Genomic DNA, 16,605 nt, shown 5'->3' on the forward strand with positions numbered 1-16,605 from the left:
GTTACAGCCAGAGGAGTGAGGCGGGTGCAGAACGCGTGCGGGGGGTTACTAAAGAAGACGATCTGGCTGAAATGAGAGAGTAAGAAAGCAAAAAGCCCGCTCGAAAGCAGGCTTCTTAAATTTGGCTCCTCTGACTGGACTCGAACCAGTGACATACGGATTAACAGTCCGCCGTTCTACCGACTGAACTACAGAGGAATCGTGTGAACGGGGCGCATATTAACGATGACCATCCCCCTTGTCAAAGCCTGAATCACCTTAACTTGTTCGTTTGCTGACAATTTCAGCAGAGTGCCTGTTTTTACGGCATTGCGCCGCCGGATGCACCGTTGCGGTGCATTTATACCCCTAATGGGGCATACCGCAATCCGCTTACCGGGCAACAAAATCGCGGTTTGCTATCAGTATCCCTTATTACGCGGCCTGCAGCGGCATTTGCGTCCCTGCAAAAAAGCTGGCAAGCAAATTGCAAAACCTTCTGCATCTAAACGGCCAGTGTTGGTACTGGTGTTCCTTACAGGAGGCAAAATGAACTTAAGACGACTGAAGTATTTTGTGAAAATCGTCGATATCGGCAGTCTGACCCAGGCCGCTGAAGTCTTGCACATCGCACAACCGGCGCTGAGCCAGCAGGTTGCGACCCTGGAAGGCGAGCTGGACCAGCAGCTGTTGATCCGCACCAAGCGTGGCGTGACGCCGACCGAAGCGGGCAAGATCCTTTACACCCACGCCCGGACTATCCTGCGCCAGTGCGAGCAGGCGCAGCTGGCGGTTAACAACGTCGGTCAGACGCTAAGCGGCCAGGTGTCAATTGGGCTGGCCCCGGGCACGGCGGCTTCGGCCATTACCATGCCGCTGCTGCAAACGGTGCGTAACGAGCTGCCGGAAGTTATGGTCTATCTGCAGGAAAGCAGCGGAACGATCCTCAACGAGAAGCTTATCGACGGTCAGCTGGATATGGCCGTGCTCTATGAACGTTCTCCGGTCGCCGGGATCGTCAGTCAGCCGCTGCTGAAGGAAGATCTCTACCTGGTCGGAACCCGGGATTGCCCGGGGCAGAGCGTGGATTTGACGGCGGTTGCGGAAATGAATCTGTTCCTGCCGCGTGATTACAGCGCCGTTCGCGCAAGGGTCACCGAAGCCTTCACTCTGCGTCGACTGTCGGCAAAAATTATCGGCGAAATTGAATCCATTACCACCCTGACGGCGGCTATTGCCAGCGGCATGGGCGTCACCGTTCTGCCTGAGTCCGCCGCCCGTTCGCTGTGCAGCGCGGCGAATGGCTGGATGGCGCGCATCAGCACGCCGTCAATGAGCCTGTCGCTGTCGGTCAATATGTCGGCACGCGGCAGTCTGTCGCCGCAGGCGCAGGCGGTTAAGGAAATTTTAATGTCGCTGGTGAGCCGTCCGTCGCTGGAAAACCGTGAATTATTGTTAGTAAGTTAGGCTATATTCCTGAATGGAATAAGTTGCTGGTTTTTATTATTTGTTAGCAGGGACAACAGACTTTAACAATAGTGCATATGTTATGTCTGATAGCCCGGAGGAAAGGGTGAACTTCCAGCAACTCAAAATTATTCGTGAAGCGGCCCGTCAGGATTACAACCTGACGGAAGTCGCCAATATGCTCTATACATCGCAATCGGGCGTCAGCCGTCATATTCGTGAACTGGAAGAAGAGCTGGGGATCGAGATTTTTATCCGCCGCGGCAAACGCCTGCTGGGGATGACGGAGCCGGGCAAAGCGTTGCTGTCGATTGCCGAGCGTATTCTGAATGAAGCCAGCAACGTTCGTCGCCTGGCGGACCTTTTTACCAACGATGCGTCCGGCGTCTTAACCATCGCCACCACCCACACCCAGGCGCGCTATAGCCTGCCGCCGGTGATCAAAGCCTTCCGCGAACTCTTTTCCGACGTGCGTCTTGAATTAGTTCAGGGGACGCCGCAGGAAATTGAAGCGCTGCTGCACAACGGCGGCGCGGATATCGGCATCGCCAGCGAGCGCTTGAGCAACGACCCGACGCTGGTGGCTTTCCCCTGGTTCCGCTGGCACCACAGCCTGCTGGTCCCCAAAGATCACCCGCTGACCCAGGTGACGCCGTTAACCCTCGATGCCATCGCCCGCTGGCCGCTCATTACCTATCGCCAGGGGATTACCGGGCGTTCACGTATTGACGAAGCCTTTAACCGTAAAGGGCTGATGCCGGATATCGTATTAAGCGCTCAGGACTCCGACGTTATCAAAACCTACGTCGAGCTGGGGCTGGGCGTAGGGCTGGTGGCGGAACAGTCAGGCGACGCGCGGGAATCTGATACCTTTACGCGTCTCGATACCCGCCATCTGTTCGATGCCAATACCGTCTGGCTGGGCCTGAAGCGCGGTCAGCTGCAGCGAAATTACGTCTGGCGCTTTATTGAACTGTGTAACGCAGGGCTGTCGCTGGAGGAAATTAAACGTCAGGCGATGGAGCCGGAAGAGGCCGCAATCGATTATCAGATTTAGCAGGATGATAAATCAGATATGAGAGAGTAAACGAAGCTATAATTTATTCACGATTATCGCCACAAAGGAAGGGAAATTGTGCGGCGTGTGAAACTGCTTTGTTCTCTTATTATGATCCTCACCAGCCAGAGCGCTCTGGCGGTGAGCTACCCGTTGCCGCCGGAAGGAAGCCGCCTGGTGGGCAGCCCGCTGACCATCACCATTCCGCAACACAATACCCAGCCGCTGGAGGCCTTCGCCGCTCAGTACGGTCAGGGCCTGAGCAATATGCTCGAGGCCAACCCCGGCGTCGACGTGTACCTGCCGAAGTCGGGCTCCACGCTGGTGGTCCCGCAGCAGCTTATCCTGCCCGCCACGGTTCGCAACGGGATCGTGATCAACGTGGCTGAAATGCGTCTCTACTACTATCCGCCCGATGGCACAACGGTTGACGTTCTGCCGATTGGTATTGGCCAGGCAGGACGCGAAACCCCGCGTAACTGGGTCACCGCCGTGGAGCGTAAGCAGGAGGCGCCGACCTGGACGCCCACCGCCAATACCCGTCGTGAATACGCCAGCCGTGGCGAAAGCCTGCCCGCGTTTGTGCCCGCAGGGCCGGATAATCCCATGGGCCTGTACGCGATTTACATCGGCAGGCTCTACGCGATCCACGGCACCAACGCCAATTTCGGCATTGGCCTGCGCGTGAGCCAGGGCTGCATCCGCCTGCGTAACGACGACATCAAATACCTGTTTGATACCGTTCCGGTTGGGACGCGCGTGCAAATCATCGACCAGCCGGTGAAGTATACCGCCGAGCCGGACGGCAGCCTCTGGGTTGAAGTTCACGAACCGTTGTCGCGTAACCGCGCGGAGTATGAATCGGACCGGAAGGTGCCGCTCCCCATCACGCCGGCGATTCAGGCCTTTGTGAAGGGCGAGGGGGTGGATGTGAATCACGCGGAGCAGGCGCTTGAACGCCGTTCAGGGATGCCGGTGGAGATTGGTCGTGCAGCACTGCACGCCGGTAGCGGTTTTTAACCCTTTCCCTCACGCCAGGCGATTTCTTCCATCAGGATAACGCGCCCGCGGTTGCCGGGCGCTATCGGTTGCCGTGGCGATTCACGTTCAGGGTTTAGCTTCATCGCATTGAGCTGATGCTTTAGCTAAAGGGATGTTTTTTAAAGGCGCTATGGGTTTCAAATAATTCAGCAACGGACCGGATATGATTAAAGTCTCCCGCATGAACCACGTGAGGGATCGTTGACTGAATAAAGGTCCAGATAACCGTACTTGTTACGGCCACCTGATCGGGAACCGCGGCCGCCGGACGCTCCTCCAGTAGCCTGTTCCACTCCGTGCAGGCTGCCAGCAGCTGAGTCGTGATGCGCGCTATCCACGGATTATGCTGCTTTTCCGCCGGGCGCAGATTGTGTTCATAGACATTTTGTACCGCCTTTTCACCCGCGGCGAGAATAAAGCCCAGCGTTTGCAGATCGCTTGCCAGCGCGTCCGGCGCGACCGGCAGCAGCTTGCGCCCCGGGGCTGCCTGGGCTTCAAAATAAGAGAGTATCAGCGACGAATCCATCAGGCGAATTCCGTTATCCAGCACCAGCGTCGGCGCTTTGACCGCAGGGTTTATCCTGGAAAAGGCTTCAAAGCTGCTGAATACGGACAGCGGGTGACTTGCAAACTCGACGCCGTAGAGTTCAAGGGAAATCGCCACGCGCCTTACATAAGGCGAATCCATCATGCCAATAAGCTTCATCATGATTCCTGTTTTCCTGTGCTGGTGAAATAGGCTGGGGTTAATGCTTCATTGCCGGCGGTGAAGAAACAGTACAGTAAATTCGTCATGGCGAATATCTTCAGTATCTTACGGGTTGGGTTAGTATTACTGACAGATTGTGGGTCACGTTTTACGCGTCAGGTTGTGGGAGCGGTAACATGGCGGATTTTCCCCCTATTGCGAGTTTACGTAGTTTTGAAGCCGTGGCGCGTCTTGGCAGCGTGACGCTGGCGGCGAAAGAGCTACACGTTACGCATTCAGCCATCAGCCAGCAGATTAAAGTGCTGGAGGAGATGGTCGGCCTCAAGCTGTTTATCCGTCACGGCCGCGGCGTGCAAATTAATGAAGAAGGGCGGCTCTATGCCTTACAGGTCCGCGAGGCTTTGCACCATATTGCTGATGCCACCCGGCTGGTGCAGGTCAACCCCCGCCGGCAGGAGCTGACCCTGGCGATGGTGCCCTCGTTCGGCTGCCACTGGTTGTTGCCTCGCCTGGAACGGTTTCGGGAGAAATACCCCCATATCTCGCTGCGAATACAGGCGAGCCTGGCGATAACCAGCATGCAGCAGGAAGGGGCGGATTTGGCTATACGCATGGGAAAAGGCGACTGGGAAGGAACGGAGAGCCATTACCTTTTCTCCGATCAGCTTATCGTTGTGGCCGCGCCAACCTATAACGGCGGCGTGCTCCCCCGTACGCCGTCAGAGATAGCGAAGAGCAACATTATCTTTTCCATGGAGTCGTGGAAAGCATGGTGTATCAACGCGGGGCTTGAAAGAGAGATTGTGCCAGGCGGTTTGTGCATCAACGACTCGAACCTGGTGCTGGAGGCAGTCCGGCTCGGTAAAGGTATCGCGCTGGAACGCCGCTCTTTAGTCCAGGATGCGCTCTCCAGGGGTGAACTGGTACAGCTTACGTCTTTCACCGCCCCTTATCCGTGGCCTTACTGGCTGGTTTCATCGCAGGGCGCAGAGCAGAAAAACGAAGCCGTTCTATTTAAGGCCTGGCTTGATGAGGAGGTTACCGCATGGCGCCAGCAAACTGGCGCGGTGGAGGAGAAATGTGCGCGAGACGGTAAACCTTAGCTCCCACCGGAAAGGCGGGAGAATTTATAGCAGGATGTTACTTATCGATTAAATGAAAATCACCCTGGGTATATCTTAATCCGTGAATATTGTCAGGGGTAAAGATACGATCGATGAGTTTAATATCAACATCGGAAATAGCCAGGCTGGCCGCGCCGGCATTATCCTGCAAATGCGCGATTTGGCGCGCGCCGGGAATGGGGACAATATCATCGCCTTTACTCATCACCCACGCGAGAGCGAGCTGGGCCAGGGTACAGCGATATTTATCGGCCACATCCCGCAGCTGGCTGAGTAGCTGCTGGTTTTTCCGCATGGCATCGTGCTGGAAGCGAGGAAGATTGCGCCGAAAATCATCCTCGGCGAAGCCGGACCGATCGGTGATTTTGCCGGTTAAGAATCCACGACCCAGCGGGCTATAGGGCACAAAACCTACCCCTAATTCGCGGCAAGTTTTGAGAATGTTTTCTTCCGGCTCGCGGGTCCACAGAGAATATTCGGTCTGAACGGCGGCGATCGGATGAACTTCACAGGCCCGGCGCAAAGTATTGGCAGAGACCTCGGAAAGTCCGATATGGAGAATTTTCCCTTCCTTGACCAGATCTGCCATTGTTCCCACTACGTCTTCAACGGGGACGGTGGGATCAACGCGGTGCTGATAAAGGAGATCAATAGTCTCGACGTTGAGACGTTTTAGGGAGCCTTCTACCGCTTCGCGGATATGTTCAGGACGGCTGCCAACGCCGGCCATACGCTCAAGCCCCTGACCGCCAGGAAGAATGCGGAAACCAAATTTGGTCGCAATCTGTACCTTATCGCGAACGCCTTTGATTGCTTTTCCGATCAGCACTTCATTCTCAAATGGGCCATAAACTTCTGCGGTATCAAGGAAGGTGACGCCCAAATCAACCGCAGCGTGAATGGTGTTAATTGCCTGCGACTCTTCGGCTCCGCCATAGGCAAAACTCATTCCCATACAACCCAGACCTAATGCCGACACCTGAAATTTGTTCTTTCCCAGATAACGTGTTTTCATTTTATTTTCCTCACTCGTACAATGTACTGAGATATATACTTCCCTTTTTCATTCACAACAATTAATCTCTTTCTAATGCAGTATTTTATGGATGTTAACAATGAAAAATATTCCCGAATTGCAACATGTAGAAATGCTTATTCTTATTGTGAAGCATGGAAGTTTTCGTCAGGCAGCAAAAGAGTTGAATATTTCTCCACCAACGTTAACTATTGCCATAAATAATCTGGAAGAGAAACTGGGCGCGAGGCTTTTAAATCGTTCTACGCGCAGTCTTTCCCTGACCGCTATCGGCCAGGAATTTCTGAATGACGTTACTCCTGTGCTCAATGACTACAGGCGGGTGATTGATAACCTTAATGAGCACAGAGCAAAGCCGGAAGGGGTGGTGAGACTCAATTTGCCACGCATTGTGCTGGATCTCTTCTTTCAACGTTACTTCGCACCGTTCAAAAATGAGTATCCGGATATTAAACTTGAGTTATTCACCACGGACAGAAAAGTCAATATTATAGATTCAGGATTTGATGCGGGTATACGCTATACGCAAGATGTGCCTAAAGATATGATTGCCATACCCTTTGGAGAACCGCTATCTCTTATTCCAGTGGCGAGTGCGGATTTTATAAAAAAATCCGGCGCACCCTCTTCACCAAAAGATCTCGTTAATTTCAGATGCATTAATCGTTGCTTTCCAGGTGGGGATCTGTACCGCTGGGAGTTTATTAGCGCTACGGGCGTTATAACGGAAGTGGCTGTGAAGGGCGATCTGGTGATGGATTCCGATGCGGCGATGATTCAGGCTGCGGAATCCGGATTAGGTATTGCCTTTGTATATGAGAATCTGGTTCAGGATAAAATTAAAGAAGGCGGGCTTGTCCGCTTACTGTCTGATTATCGTTATCCTGCCGATCATTTTAATATTTACTATCCGAGCCGCAAACATATCCCGGTCCCCCTGAGAACATTTATAACATGGGTGATGTCGATGAATAAAAATATCCTGCAGCAATAGCATGTGAAACGGCGGGTGAAAATAGACGGGATGAAAAACTGATTTTATCACGCTCTTTTGTATCGTCTGTACGCCTGACGCTTCTGCGGCTTTATCGTCCGGTCGCTATCCCGCGCCGTTAACGCTGTCCGGTTCCGGGGCTGCACGGGTGCAAAATACCGCTAAACCCGTTGTAGCCCCGATCCTCCCGGTAGCCGCCGGGGTTGGTATCGCTGACGAAAATGGCGGCGATATACCTGGCATTTTTGAACCTCAGTTTGGTCGGCTCCCGCTTTGTCATTCAGTATATGACGAATTGCCATAACGATGAGATCTTCGTCCCTGGCTTTGTCTTCAGGGTTGCGGGCAGAAACAAAAGGAACGCCCCAAGCTTTCGCCTCAAAATCATTAATGGTGTTTTAGTCTCCTCAATTTTCAGCCGTTTTTTGATGAGCTCACAACAAAAATGAAAGCCCCGCGCTGGCGATGTACTACCTGAAGAGTGAAGTTTATTGACGCGGTATAGCTCAAAGTATGATGCAGTCTGACCGGCATCCTGTCGACATCATAGGTGGGCTGAAAAACGGGGCACTTTACTGTCAGCGCTTTTGCGACAGGCAGGTCCTGGTGTCCTCCATGCTGGCTAGTACGCTTATCCACCGCTGGCCCAACAGCGAAAGATTGATTGCTGAAGCGTTCGACTTCGAGCCTGGAAAAATCAGGCCTCACGCTACCGCTGATGCTCCTCCGAAGCAGCTCCGATCCGGAAGCCGCCTCGCATTTCGTTTACCTGAACCGCCATAATCCTTTAAACCGCAAAAACAGTTTTCTTATTATCAGCCTTCTTAGTTACGCGTTTCGTTCCCACCTGTACTGTCCTTCGATGGATAACGGCTTTCTTCACGCTTTATTACGAAAAGGAAATCACCATGAACCTGATGAATAATTGTGCATATCCTGACATGGATGTTATATTAAAATATAATATTCGGAGGTGCTCTATGTATACCACTCGCCTGAAAAAGGTCGGCGGATCCATCATGTTGGCGGTTCCTCCCGCCGTGCTCAAAACGCTGGAGCTGTCGACGGACAGCGAAGTCGGCATGACCATTAATAATGGCTGCCTGATTATTGAACCCCAGAAACGGCCTCATTATTCTCTTGAGGAACTGCTGGCGCAGTGCGATCCGCACGCCGAAATGAGCGAAGAGGATCGGGAATGGATTGATGCTCCTGCGGTGGGCAAGGAGATCCTGTAGATGGACAGAGGGGAAATCTGGCTCGTTTCACTGGATCCGATTGCAGGCCACGAGCAAAGCGGAAAACGTCCGGTGCTTATCGTATCGAAGGCATCGTTTAACAAGCTGACCCGGTTACCCGTTGTTGTTCCCATCACCAGCGGTGGAAATTTTGCTCGCACGGCAGGTTTCACCGTTTCACTGGAAGGGGCAGGGACAAAAACAACGGGCGTTATTCGCTGCGACCAGCCCAGAACCATTGATATGGCTGCCCGGAACGGCAAGCGGCTGGAAAGCATACCAGACGCTGTGGTAAATGAAGTGCTTGCCAGGCTGGATGCAATTTTAAGTTAACGCAGGACGCAGAAAAGCAAAAAGCCTGCTTCAAAAGCAGGCTTTTCTAATTTGGCTCCTCTGACTGGGATCGCCTTTGCCAGTAAATGGCTAATAAGTAAGCTAATCCTGAATTGACTTTCTGTCAAGACCACCAGAATGACCACCAATAGGTGCTGGTTACCAAAACTTATGAGTTGTAAGCATCCTAGCAAACGAACCATTCACTTTTAGAGAGCTTCCTACATACTTATTATGTCCCTTTAATACGACATGCCCAAGGAAAATAGTGAGTTTACGAAATGACTAACCTGCCAATGAAAGTTTCACATAGCAGGATAGAGTGGGACGATGATGATTTTTTGCAACTAATATTTTTATAGTATTATATTAATATGAATTTTGTGCTCTTTTTAGTTGTTCATAAATATCTTGTAATTTAGTCATTTTAGCGAATCTTTCACCGTTTAGCAGTTCGCTTATAGCAAGACGCATGAAAAAATTAACTGCCAGATTTTCATTTGAAAGTTCTTTATCACCGCCATGAACGATTGCGGAGCGTAAACTATAGACTTTTTTGACCAATTTACCAACTTCCAACCGAGCGTCTACGTCTTTTGCAACAATAAATGAAAATACATCCGATAACTTTTCTCCAATACTCTTTTGAAAAAGCCCCCCTTCATCTAGAGAAAATAATATCTCTAAAGAAATACAAGTATATATAATGGAGTTTCTTGTGTCCTCAGTTATCGCAGACTCACCCAGCGCAAGTGCGGAATTAAGTATCCTTGATTCAAGATCATTAAGTTTATCGCCGTTATGTTTTTTTTCGTATAAATCCCATAGGTTTGAAAAATCTGAATTTTTACAAAAAAAATCATTGTTAACAGGGATTTTCTCTCTAAGCTGATTTTTAATGTTCGCCCAATCTATCGGGCCGTTTTCATCAGACACTTGATGAGAACTTGTGCTCACATACATTTGTTCATGTGACATACTAGGTTTAAGAGGCAATCCGGTTTGGATGAATATACTTTTATCAAGTTTTCCAGACATGAAGACAATTAATTTTGCTAAATTAAGAAAGGCATCATTTGCTTTTTGAATAGCGCTGTTTTTGTCATAAACGCCTTTTACGAATGCGCTTACATACATACCCTTTTCATTGGCTATAGGGAATTGTAAATCCTCTAAATAACCAAATTTATAGATGGATAAATTGAAGGATCTGACACCTTGATCTAACCTGACTCCTGAGATCGGGGCAGTTACCACTAGATTTTTTGGCTCAACGCTATAGAACTCTTTGAAGAAAGACTTTGAATCCAAGTCGAATGGTTTTTCTGATAATTTTATCATTGGGAATTGCTTGTCTAAGAATTCAAAGACTGTTTTTCTGCTGAATCTTGCGGTCAATATTTTATCTGAGCAATATATGGTTTCAAGTAATTGGTTGTATTTTGCTAAATCTTTAACATAAAACCCCTTATCTTTGTTGAACCAGCCGCGAGGAGCAGATGCAGCCTCTTCTGGACTGCCCGTTTCCATAATTGAAATAACTTCCGAAACAAGTTCTTTTAAAGACATTTATAACTCCGTTATTGCCGAGTAGAAGTTAAATTGTATGCTTAACTCAATATAAAATCTAATGCCTTATAAAAATTTAAAAGTCAGAGTTAACAAGTATTCTTTGAAACTACTGAACCTAGGTGTAATAGCCCAGGTTAAACCGGACACCTCACCAGAAAACATAGCCTTAGAGCTATGTTTATGGGGTGTCCTGTGCAAAGATTCGAAGTGATCACTGACGAGCAAAAGCGCCGTCGTTATGTAAGTACACCCGTTTAAGTTCCACACACTTTTTGAGTTTTCCGGGGGAATGATCTCCTCCCAATATCGGTGCCAGGCTAAATCAGAGATCTGGAAACAAAGGGGGAAGCAATAGTTGATCGATACATACTAACGATAATTACTGGCTACAATAGCCAGCAATGAGAATAAATGACTAGTACATTTCCAATATTCTTTAATGAATCACTTAGCAAGTGGGCGGCGAAGGACTTCGTCGCCGCCAGATGAAACATTGCTATGGTCTTATCTCAGTTTTCCTCTAAGCTGCAAACTTGCCTCAGGTAAATGTCTCCGAATGACAAGGTCATCAGCACACTCCATTTTTGCTGCTCCTTCAACACTAAGTTTCTGGAGTTTATGTTCTGTCGGAATCGCTGGGGCCAGTGGCGAACTGAGTGATATCCAAGTTTCTGCGCCCGTGGCTAAGCGTGTAGCAACGATTGGAATTACTATGCTTCCAGCTTCAGTGTCATATTTTTGAACTTCACGAGAGAAAGAAAAGTCGTTCCCATACTGTCGAATTAGGTCGTAAGCGAGAAGATCAAGAGATCGTCGAGTTCGCTCGGCAGGATAAGATGGATAGCCACCATCAAACGCATGTTCAATAAACTGAATACCGAGTTTGCGATCTAGTAGCGCGTGGTCCATTCGGTTTCGGAAACTCTGCAGGCAGCGATAGCAGGATGTATCACAGTTTTCTGGACAACTTGCTAGCAGGTTGCGTGCGTGTTCAAACAATTCTCTTGCCCGATTGACAAGTTCGGTCGAAAATCCAGCTCCGCCTGCCAATGTGTCGTATAGGAAAATTTCAACTTCGTTACCGATTGCTCCTTTTTCTGTCAACGCTGGGCGGTATTCGGCTAGAACTTCTCCCGGTTCAATATCTAGCGTTTGACACGCCGCTTTGGCTAGAGCTTCGCATAGCGTTCTAAGTACAGAATCAGCTTCTATACTGCCGGGCAGCAACCGGAACGGCTCTATTAGCGGGAATGAAAATAATGCAATGTCAGTTTTAAAATCAGTTCCGAGAATGACGTGACGTTTTGCGGCTCCTCCTTGGCAGGGACGGCCTTCTTCACTGCGAAATGGTGTTGCGTGGGGTTGGGAGAGTAGTTCCTCAGGAGCCGCCGATGATTCGATTCGACCACAGGCGAGACAGTAATCGTAACCATCTTTATCGATGCCTGTATTTGATACCAAAAGAAATTCTTTCGCTTTAAAAGCACGTACCCGTTCGGATACTTGAATCCAGCCCTTGTCAGGTTTAGGAGTTTGCATAACTAATTTGGCACGTGTCGCCCGGGCGGTCTCGTTTGGTGAATCTGGCTCAGTTTCCGGCGGAGTTTCGATTGGGTGGGCAAAGCCGACAGGGCGGAACCAGACTCTTGCAGGCCCAAAAGAGTTGGGGGTGCTGCAGGCTGGACACGTTTCTGTCGTGTTCTCCCGTTCTTTTAGGTAATCGTCAGTTCTTGCATGTGAGCAAGTGCTGCATTCGAAGTAGAGTTTTCGTTTACCCCACGCATTCCGTCGGTCGGCCGGATAAGGAGAATATATAGCTTTGGAAGTATACTGTTTGCCGTTTATCCAGAGTTGCTTGTTTGGTGCATATTGAGATAGAGCCAGCGCAAGTCCCTGAGTGGGTGCATAATCAATAACCGATTTGAACGGGGTTGATCTCTGTTGATTAAAAACGTGAAATGCCACAACATCGGTTGGAAACGCATAGCGGGGAACTACTCCACGGTAAAGGAGACGGTCAAGTAGTTTATCTGTGGCAGGATCAACAATACGTGTGTTGTCGTCCGACTCGTTCATCATCTCATTCTCGGTTTGGTCACCAAAGTCGTTCTTACTTTTTTCTAGGGTGGCGTTGACCACTTCGTCTTCTGGCTGAATAAAATCTATGGCTTCGTCAATAGTAGCTTTCGCGTCAACCATCATTTCATTAATCAATCTATGGCGATCTTCTGGTGACAACTCTGTGGGTAGCCAGCGATCAGCAGCACTAGCGAGGTCCTGTATATTATCTTCTAGCCATTTAGCAAAATCATAACGGTTGAGCAAAGGCCCCCGTGTTTTGAAATCACCAACGTTGCCCAAAACGGAAAATAAATTAGGATCCGCACCAGGTATTAGTCCAGGAATACGGTCTTCATGGTAGCGCTGAAGAAGGTAGGCGCGAAGATGACGTCGTGTTATCTCCGGATTTTCTAATGTGAGTCGGGGGTCAATCACATTACCCCGTATCATTTCCTCGGGATCGGTAAAATAATGTTCGTCATGGCTGTCCGCGCTGCCAAATGCTACGACAGTAGCAACAGCATTGGCACGTCGGCCGGCACGGCCAGCACGCTGCTGATAATTGGCGCGGGTTGGCGGCATATTTCGAAGTGCCACGCCTGAAAGATCGCCGATATCAATACCTACTTCCATAGTTGTAGTGCTTGAAAGCACGTCAATAGCGGGTTCACCTGGACGATTTTTATCTCTCCAGGCAACATCGATATCCTGAAATCTTATTTCGTGTCGCTCTGCGTGAGAGAAGGCTTCATCCGGCTGTGCCGCTCCAAGTTGGGCTGTGTGCTCTGCTGCAATAATGGTCATCAGTTGGGGGTCTTCAACATCAAGTGCTGAAGCGATAGGGTCACGGTAAAAACCACGACGTGCCTTGTAAACCTCATCTGAAGTAGGATCAAAGTTGCTTACATCTGAACTTTCACAGTCAATACATGTACTGATAGTCCCGACTGGACGATGAACAGATTTGCAACTGTTGCATCGCCGCCACTGGCCATTCAAATGAAGAGAAAGCTTCGAAGCAAGTAGCCTATGCCCCCCTCCCATTGTTTGCTCGGTAAAAATAGTCAGAAGTGTAGGAAGCCAATGCTTTTTGAATATCGATTTCGATTGCTTCGATACAAGAACTCGGTTCATGGCAGTAAATACCCCCTGATGGGATTTCACTCGCACATTCCACCAGGTGTCAGGCATGTCTGAAAACCAGATTCCCGGATCAAGAGTCCAACACCGTAGCCAAGCTCGGCAGACTGTCAATTTAGCCTCGTCGCTTTCGGCGACCCCAGGTAGATCGGGAAATTTTACAATCTTAGACGAAGTGTGAGGGGACTCGCCAATCGTGGCGATCGCCAAGGCTTCCAGATCGAGTCCCATGTTCGTATGCTTAACCGTATCGGAGATGGCTTGTATAAGACGCTGCGGACAGCGGGACAACGAAGTGAAGAGTTGAAAGAGCTGCATACCTGTAGGAGATGGTCCTGGACTTAGTCCTTCTACCTCTGAAAGTGTTTCTGCATCACCCAGTTGGGGCCTTAGTCGAACGCCTAACTTATGAGCAGCCACTAAAACAGACAAGTATGCATGGTTGAGCACAAGAGTTTTGGAGAAGTCCGGATCGCTGCTAAGAATCTTATAACCTAACGGAAGGAGCGCCCGCACAGCATCACGTAAGGAATAGTTCTGAAGTGTACCAGCCAGACGAGCGGCTACTTGGCGGGAATCTGAGAAAATAAGAACCTTACGTCCACGAAGCGGCGCAAAAGAAGTTTGTTGCTGTGGACCAGGGGGCTGTATTCTAAGCTGTGACCCCAATAAAGCCTGAAACGGCTGATCGCCCTTTGTCTGATGATCCTGAACGCTAGATTGTCCATGACCAGCCATCTGGTTACAACATGCACAGGGAGCGAATTGCCCTGGGCGCGCGCCGCGAGTTGTATTTTTCGAGCTATCTGATACGGGTTTCGCAGGAGCAAGGAACACTGTCCGGTATTTCTCTCCTAAAACATCTGGATTGAGTTGGCCCGAAACAAGATCATAGTAGGCGGCCTTAGCTTTATCATCCGATGATGGTTCTTCAATTAGGAGATCAAGAGGATGTAGAGCCTCTAGAAGCCCTGAAGCAGTCTCAATTCTTTCACCTTCTTTGGACCATAAATAGCGTGGCTGCGTAACATCATTTGTATAGGCTCTTGCATAAGAAGTACCGCAGTGACGGCAAGTATAATATTCCAAAACCGGAGCGCCGCAACTGCATCGCTCGTGTGGTTGAGAGAATAATCTTCCGGCAGGGCTTCGCTTGCCGCTTGGGGCATCGGGGCAATTGGGATCCATGCATATCCATAAGCCAGGAAGTCCACGGAAGAATGAATGTATTCTGCATGGCAGAAGGCTAGCTTCGGCTGGTGTTTTTTTTGCGCGGCTCCCAAATGCGAGCAATACTGTAGTGGCTTTATCCAAAAGATCCGATGAGATTATATCGCCAAAGATAATTTCCGGCAGTTTGGAGAGCGATACCGCAGCAGTCATGGTTTCATTGACAAGTCGATTGAATGGCGCGTATTCGCACAGTGCTAGATAAAGTTTAGCGTCTACATCTCTTTCGTCTTGGACAGATACTCCTCGAAACTTTAAAAAGTTCTCAATCGCTGCCAATTGTTGACTGCGGTCTTCTGAATAGAACTGCTCAAGGTTAACAGTGGCGAGGGTGCTTACATCGACCATTGAACCATGGTTTTCAGGGGAACGTAACTGTAGTTCTCCAACTATTGACACGAATGATTCGGCCGGAACTCCGGAAAGCTGTGCGCCGAATACGCCAGCATTTTTTTTACCCTCCTCACTGAAGCTTGCGGTCGAGCATATGACTTGGAACCTCTCTGCTGGTATTCCAAGACGCTCTCTTAGTCTGCGTATCAATAATCCGACTTCTGCGCCTTGTGCTCCCCTGTAGAGATGAGCTTCGTCAAGTACCACAAGAAATTTTTCATCCGGACAAGCATTTAACCATTCTTTCGTTGCGTCAAATATGCCTCGCTCAATGGGACGCATCATCATGTATTCGAGCATCGAATAGTTGGTAATTAGAAGGTCGGGTGGAGTTGCATGAACTTCATGCCGCGTAATTAGTTCTGCATCGTGTGGACGGCAGATTGCTCGCCTCGCCCAAGGTACAGGAGCTTTACCCAGCCAGTCGGAAATACTCTCTTTGGCCGGCCATTTTCCCCGTATTTTTAAGGTACCAAAGAGTTCAGAAGCTCGACGCTCCTCCTCGTCGGAAGGTAATTGTTCATAGCGCCGTTTCGCATCCTCTATCTCGCCGAAAAATTCACCAATGGATGCTAGTCGTTTGCTATCTTTACTCGGTGTGCGGAGGCCTGCATATGGAGTACGGCTTGTATAACGTGCGAATAGAGCGGGACGCTTCGCCCATTTTTCGAATAGATTGATGGTCTGAGGGGCCCCGAACATTGTTCGCAATCGACTTAGTTGGTCGTTGACGAGCGCGTTCATAGGATAAAGCACTAATGCGCGAACAGCGTTATATTTTTTAAAGCGTTCTGGATGTTCACGGGCTTCAATTGCGAACTTGCCCAAGATTGGTAAAAGAAATGATTCGGTTTTACCGGAACCTGTTCCAGTCATAATCATGAGGTTTCGATTATTGTTGAGAGTCTCATGTAATGCCTCCAATTGATGGGTATAGGGGGAACTGTAGATTACTGGTTTTCCTGAGCTTGTGTCGGAAAGTACTCTCAACGCTTCAAGTGCTGCTGGTGGTAAACTGTCAATCAGAGCATAGGGACTGGCGCTCTTATAGCGGGGGGTTGATTCCAAATATGGAGCTTGATAGATTCCACCGATCTGATTTAACAGTTCACGCCGCTGTTTGACTATGGAAGGGTGGCCGATGTGATATGTCGCCTCGATATAATGCGTCAGACTCTGCCGTAATTCGTCAATTGTTTGTTGGATTGTGGCTGTCTTCGTCTTCATTTAG

12 protein-coding genes and 1 tRNA gene are annotated in these 16,605 nt (G+C 49.5%); 7 read left to right on the forward strand and 6 right to left on the reverse strand.

Features of this window, described 5'->3' with window-relative positions:
* Positions 1–122 precede the first annotated feature (122 nt).
* Positions 123–198: transfer RNA gene (locus JLG71_RS09520), tRNA-Asn, on the reverse strand.
* A 330-nt stretch (positions 199–528) separates the two neighbouring features.
* Here JLG71_RS09520 and nac point away from each other — a divergent pair.
* From nac to ldtA, 3 genes are all read left to right on the forward strand, one after another.
* The gene (gene nac, locus JLG71_RS09525) at positions 529–1,446 is read left to right on the forward strand and encodes a nitrogen assimilation transcriptional regulator NAC (protein ID WP_046878091.1); all 918 of its coding nucleotides are present in this window, start codon (positions 529–531) and stop codon (positions 1,444–1,446) included.
* Between the two features lie 106 nt (positions 1,447–1,552).
* Complete coding sequence (gene cbl / locus JLG71_RS09530) at positions 1,553–2,503, forward strand: HTH-type transcriptional regulator Cbl (RefSeq protein WP_014229985.1); 951 nt, start codon at positions 1,553–1,555, stop codon at positions 2,501–2,503.
* 78 nt (positions 2,504–2,581) lie between these two features.
* A complete protein-coding gene (gene ldtA, locus JLG71_RS09535) occupies positions 2,582–3,523 on the forward strand; it encodes a L,D-transpeptidase (RefSeq protein ID WP_025106067.1) in 942 nt (313 codons plus the stop codon).
* 121 nt (positions 3,524–3,644) lie between these two features.
* Here the strand turns inward: ldtA and JLG71_RS09540 are convergent, their stop codons facing one another.
* On the reverse strand, positions 3,645–4,250 hold the full coding sequence (locus tag JLG71_RS09540) for a glutathione S-transferase family protein (RefSeq protein WP_047723405.1): 606 nt from the start codon (positions 4,248–4,250) through the stop codon (positions 3,645–3,647).
* Positions 4,251–4,429: 179 nt separating this feature from the next.
* On the opposite strand from JLG71_RS09540, the gene JLG71_RS09545 reads away from it, so the two are divergent.
* Positions 4,430–5,356, forward strand: a complete 927-nt coding sequence (locus JLG71_RS09545) for a LysR substrate-binding domain-containing protein (RefSeq protein WP_014838892.1) — start codon at positions 4,430–4,432, stop codon at positions 5,354–5,356.
* Between the two features lie 37 nt (positions 5,357–5,393).
* On the opposite strand, the gene JLG71_RS09550 is transcribed toward JLG71_RS09545, so the two are convergent.
* The gene (locus tag JLG71_RS09550; RefSeq protein ID WP_200914153.1) at positions 5,394–6,392 is read right to left on the reverse strand and encodes an aldo/keto reductase; all 999 of its coding nucleotides are present in this window, start codon (positions 6,390–6,392) and stop codon (positions 5,394–5,396) included.
* A gap of 100 nt (positions 6,393–6,492) precedes the next feature.
* Here JLG71_RS09550 and JLG71_RS09555 point away from each other — a divergent pair, with 100 nt between their 5' ends.
* The 3 genes from JLG71_RS09555 (at position 6,493) to JLG71_RS09570 (ending at position 8,978) form a co-directional block, all read left to right on the forward strand.
* Positions 6,493–7,407 carry a LysR family transcriptional regulator gene (locus tag JLG71_RS09555; protein ID WP_025106070.1) on the forward strand — a complete coding sequence of 305 codons (915 nt, stop codon included), beginning with the start codon at positions 6,493–6,495 and terminating at the stop codon, positions 7,405–7,407.
* A 980-nt stretch (positions 7,408–8,387) separates the two neighbouring features.
* A complete protein-coding gene (locus JLG71_RS09565) occupies positions 8,388–8,645 on the forward strand; it encodes an AbrB/MazE/SpoVT family DNA-binding domain-containing protein (protein WP_004852307.1) in 258 nt (85 codons plus the stop codon).
* A complete protein-coding gene (locus tag JLG71_RS09570; protein ID WP_014229979.1) occupies positions 8,646–8,978 on the forward strand; it encodes a type II toxin-antitoxin system PemK/MazF family toxin in 333 nt (110 codons plus the stop codon). It abuts the gene before it with no gap.
* Here the strand turns inward: JLG71_RS09570 and JLG71_RS09575 are convergent.
* The 3 genes from JLG71_RS09575 to JLG71_RS09585 form a co-directional block, all read right to left on the reverse strand.
* Positions 8,975–9,181, reverse strand: coding sequence for a hypothetical protein (locus tag JLG71_RS09575; protein ID WP_200914161.1), 207 nt, complete (start codon positions 9,179–9,181; stop codon positions 8,975–8,977). The two genes, JLG71_RS09570 and JLG71_RS09575, sit on opposite strands and share 4 nt — an antisense overlap.
* 166 nt (positions 9,182–9,347) lie before the next feature.
* A complete protein-coding gene (locus JLG71_RS09580) occupies positions 9,348–10,547 on the reverse strand; it encodes a HEPN domain-containing protein (RefSeq protein WP_039493160.1) in 1,200 nt (399 codons plus the stop codon).
* A gap of 507 nt (positions 10,548–11,054) precedes the next feature.
* Positions 11,055–16,601, reverse strand: a complete 5,547-nt coding sequence (locus JLG71_RS09585) for a DEAD/DEAH box helicase (RefSeq protein WP_200914165.1) — start codon at positions 16,599–16,601, stop codon at positions 11,055–11,057.
* Positions 16,602–16,605 lie beyond the last annotated feature (4 nt).

It is taken from the genome of Klebsiella michiganensis, assembly GCF_015139575.1.
Classification (GTDB): Bacteria; Pseudomonadota; Gammaproteobacteria; order Enterobacterales; family Enterobacteriaceae; genus Klebsiella; species Klebsiella michiganensis.

Excerpts from the sequence above, each read along its gene's own strand:
- JLG71_RS09555 (WP_025106070.1), top strand. The coding sequence starts at position 6,493 with ATGAAAAATATTCCCGAATTGCAACATGTAGAAATGCTTATTCTTATT.
- JLG71_RS09570 (WP_014229979.1), top strand. The coding sequence starts at position 8,646 with ATGGACAGAGGGGAAATCTGGCTCGTTTCACTGGATCCGATTGCAGGC.
- JLG71_RS09540 (WP_047723405.1), bottom strand. The coding sequence starts at position 4,250 with ATGAAGCTTATTGGCATGATGGATTCGCCTTATGTAAGGCGCGTGGCG.
- nac (WP_046878091.1), top strand. The coding sequence starts at position 529 with ATGAACTTAAGACGACTGAAGTATTTTGTGAAAATCGTCGATATCGGC.
- JLG71_RS09575 (WP_200914161.1), bottom strand. The coding sequence starts at position 9,181 with ATGGTTCGTTTGCTAGGATGCTTACAACTCATAAGTTTTGGTAACCAG.
- JLG71_RS09550 (WP_200914153.1), bottom strand. The coding sequence starts at position 6,392 with ATGAAAACACGTTATCTGGGAAAGAACAAATTTCAGGTGTCGGCATTA.
- JLG71_RS09545 (WP_014838892.1), top strand. The coding sequence starts at position 4,430 with ATGGCGGATTTTCCCCCTATTGCGAGTTTACGTAGTTTTGAAGCCGTG.
- JLG71_RS09580 (WP_039493160.1), bottom strand. The coding sequence starts at position 10,547 with ATGTCTTTAAAAGAACTTGTTTCGGAAGTTATTTCAATTATGGAAACG.
- JLG71_RS09565 (WP_004852307.1), top strand. The coding sequence starts at position 8,388 with ATGTATACCACTCGCCTGAAAAAGGTCGGCGGATCCATCATGTTGGCG.
- JLG71_RS09585 (WP_200914165.1), bottom strand. The coding sequence starts at position 16,601 with ATGAAGACGAAGACAGCCACAATCCAACAAACAATTGACGAATTACGG.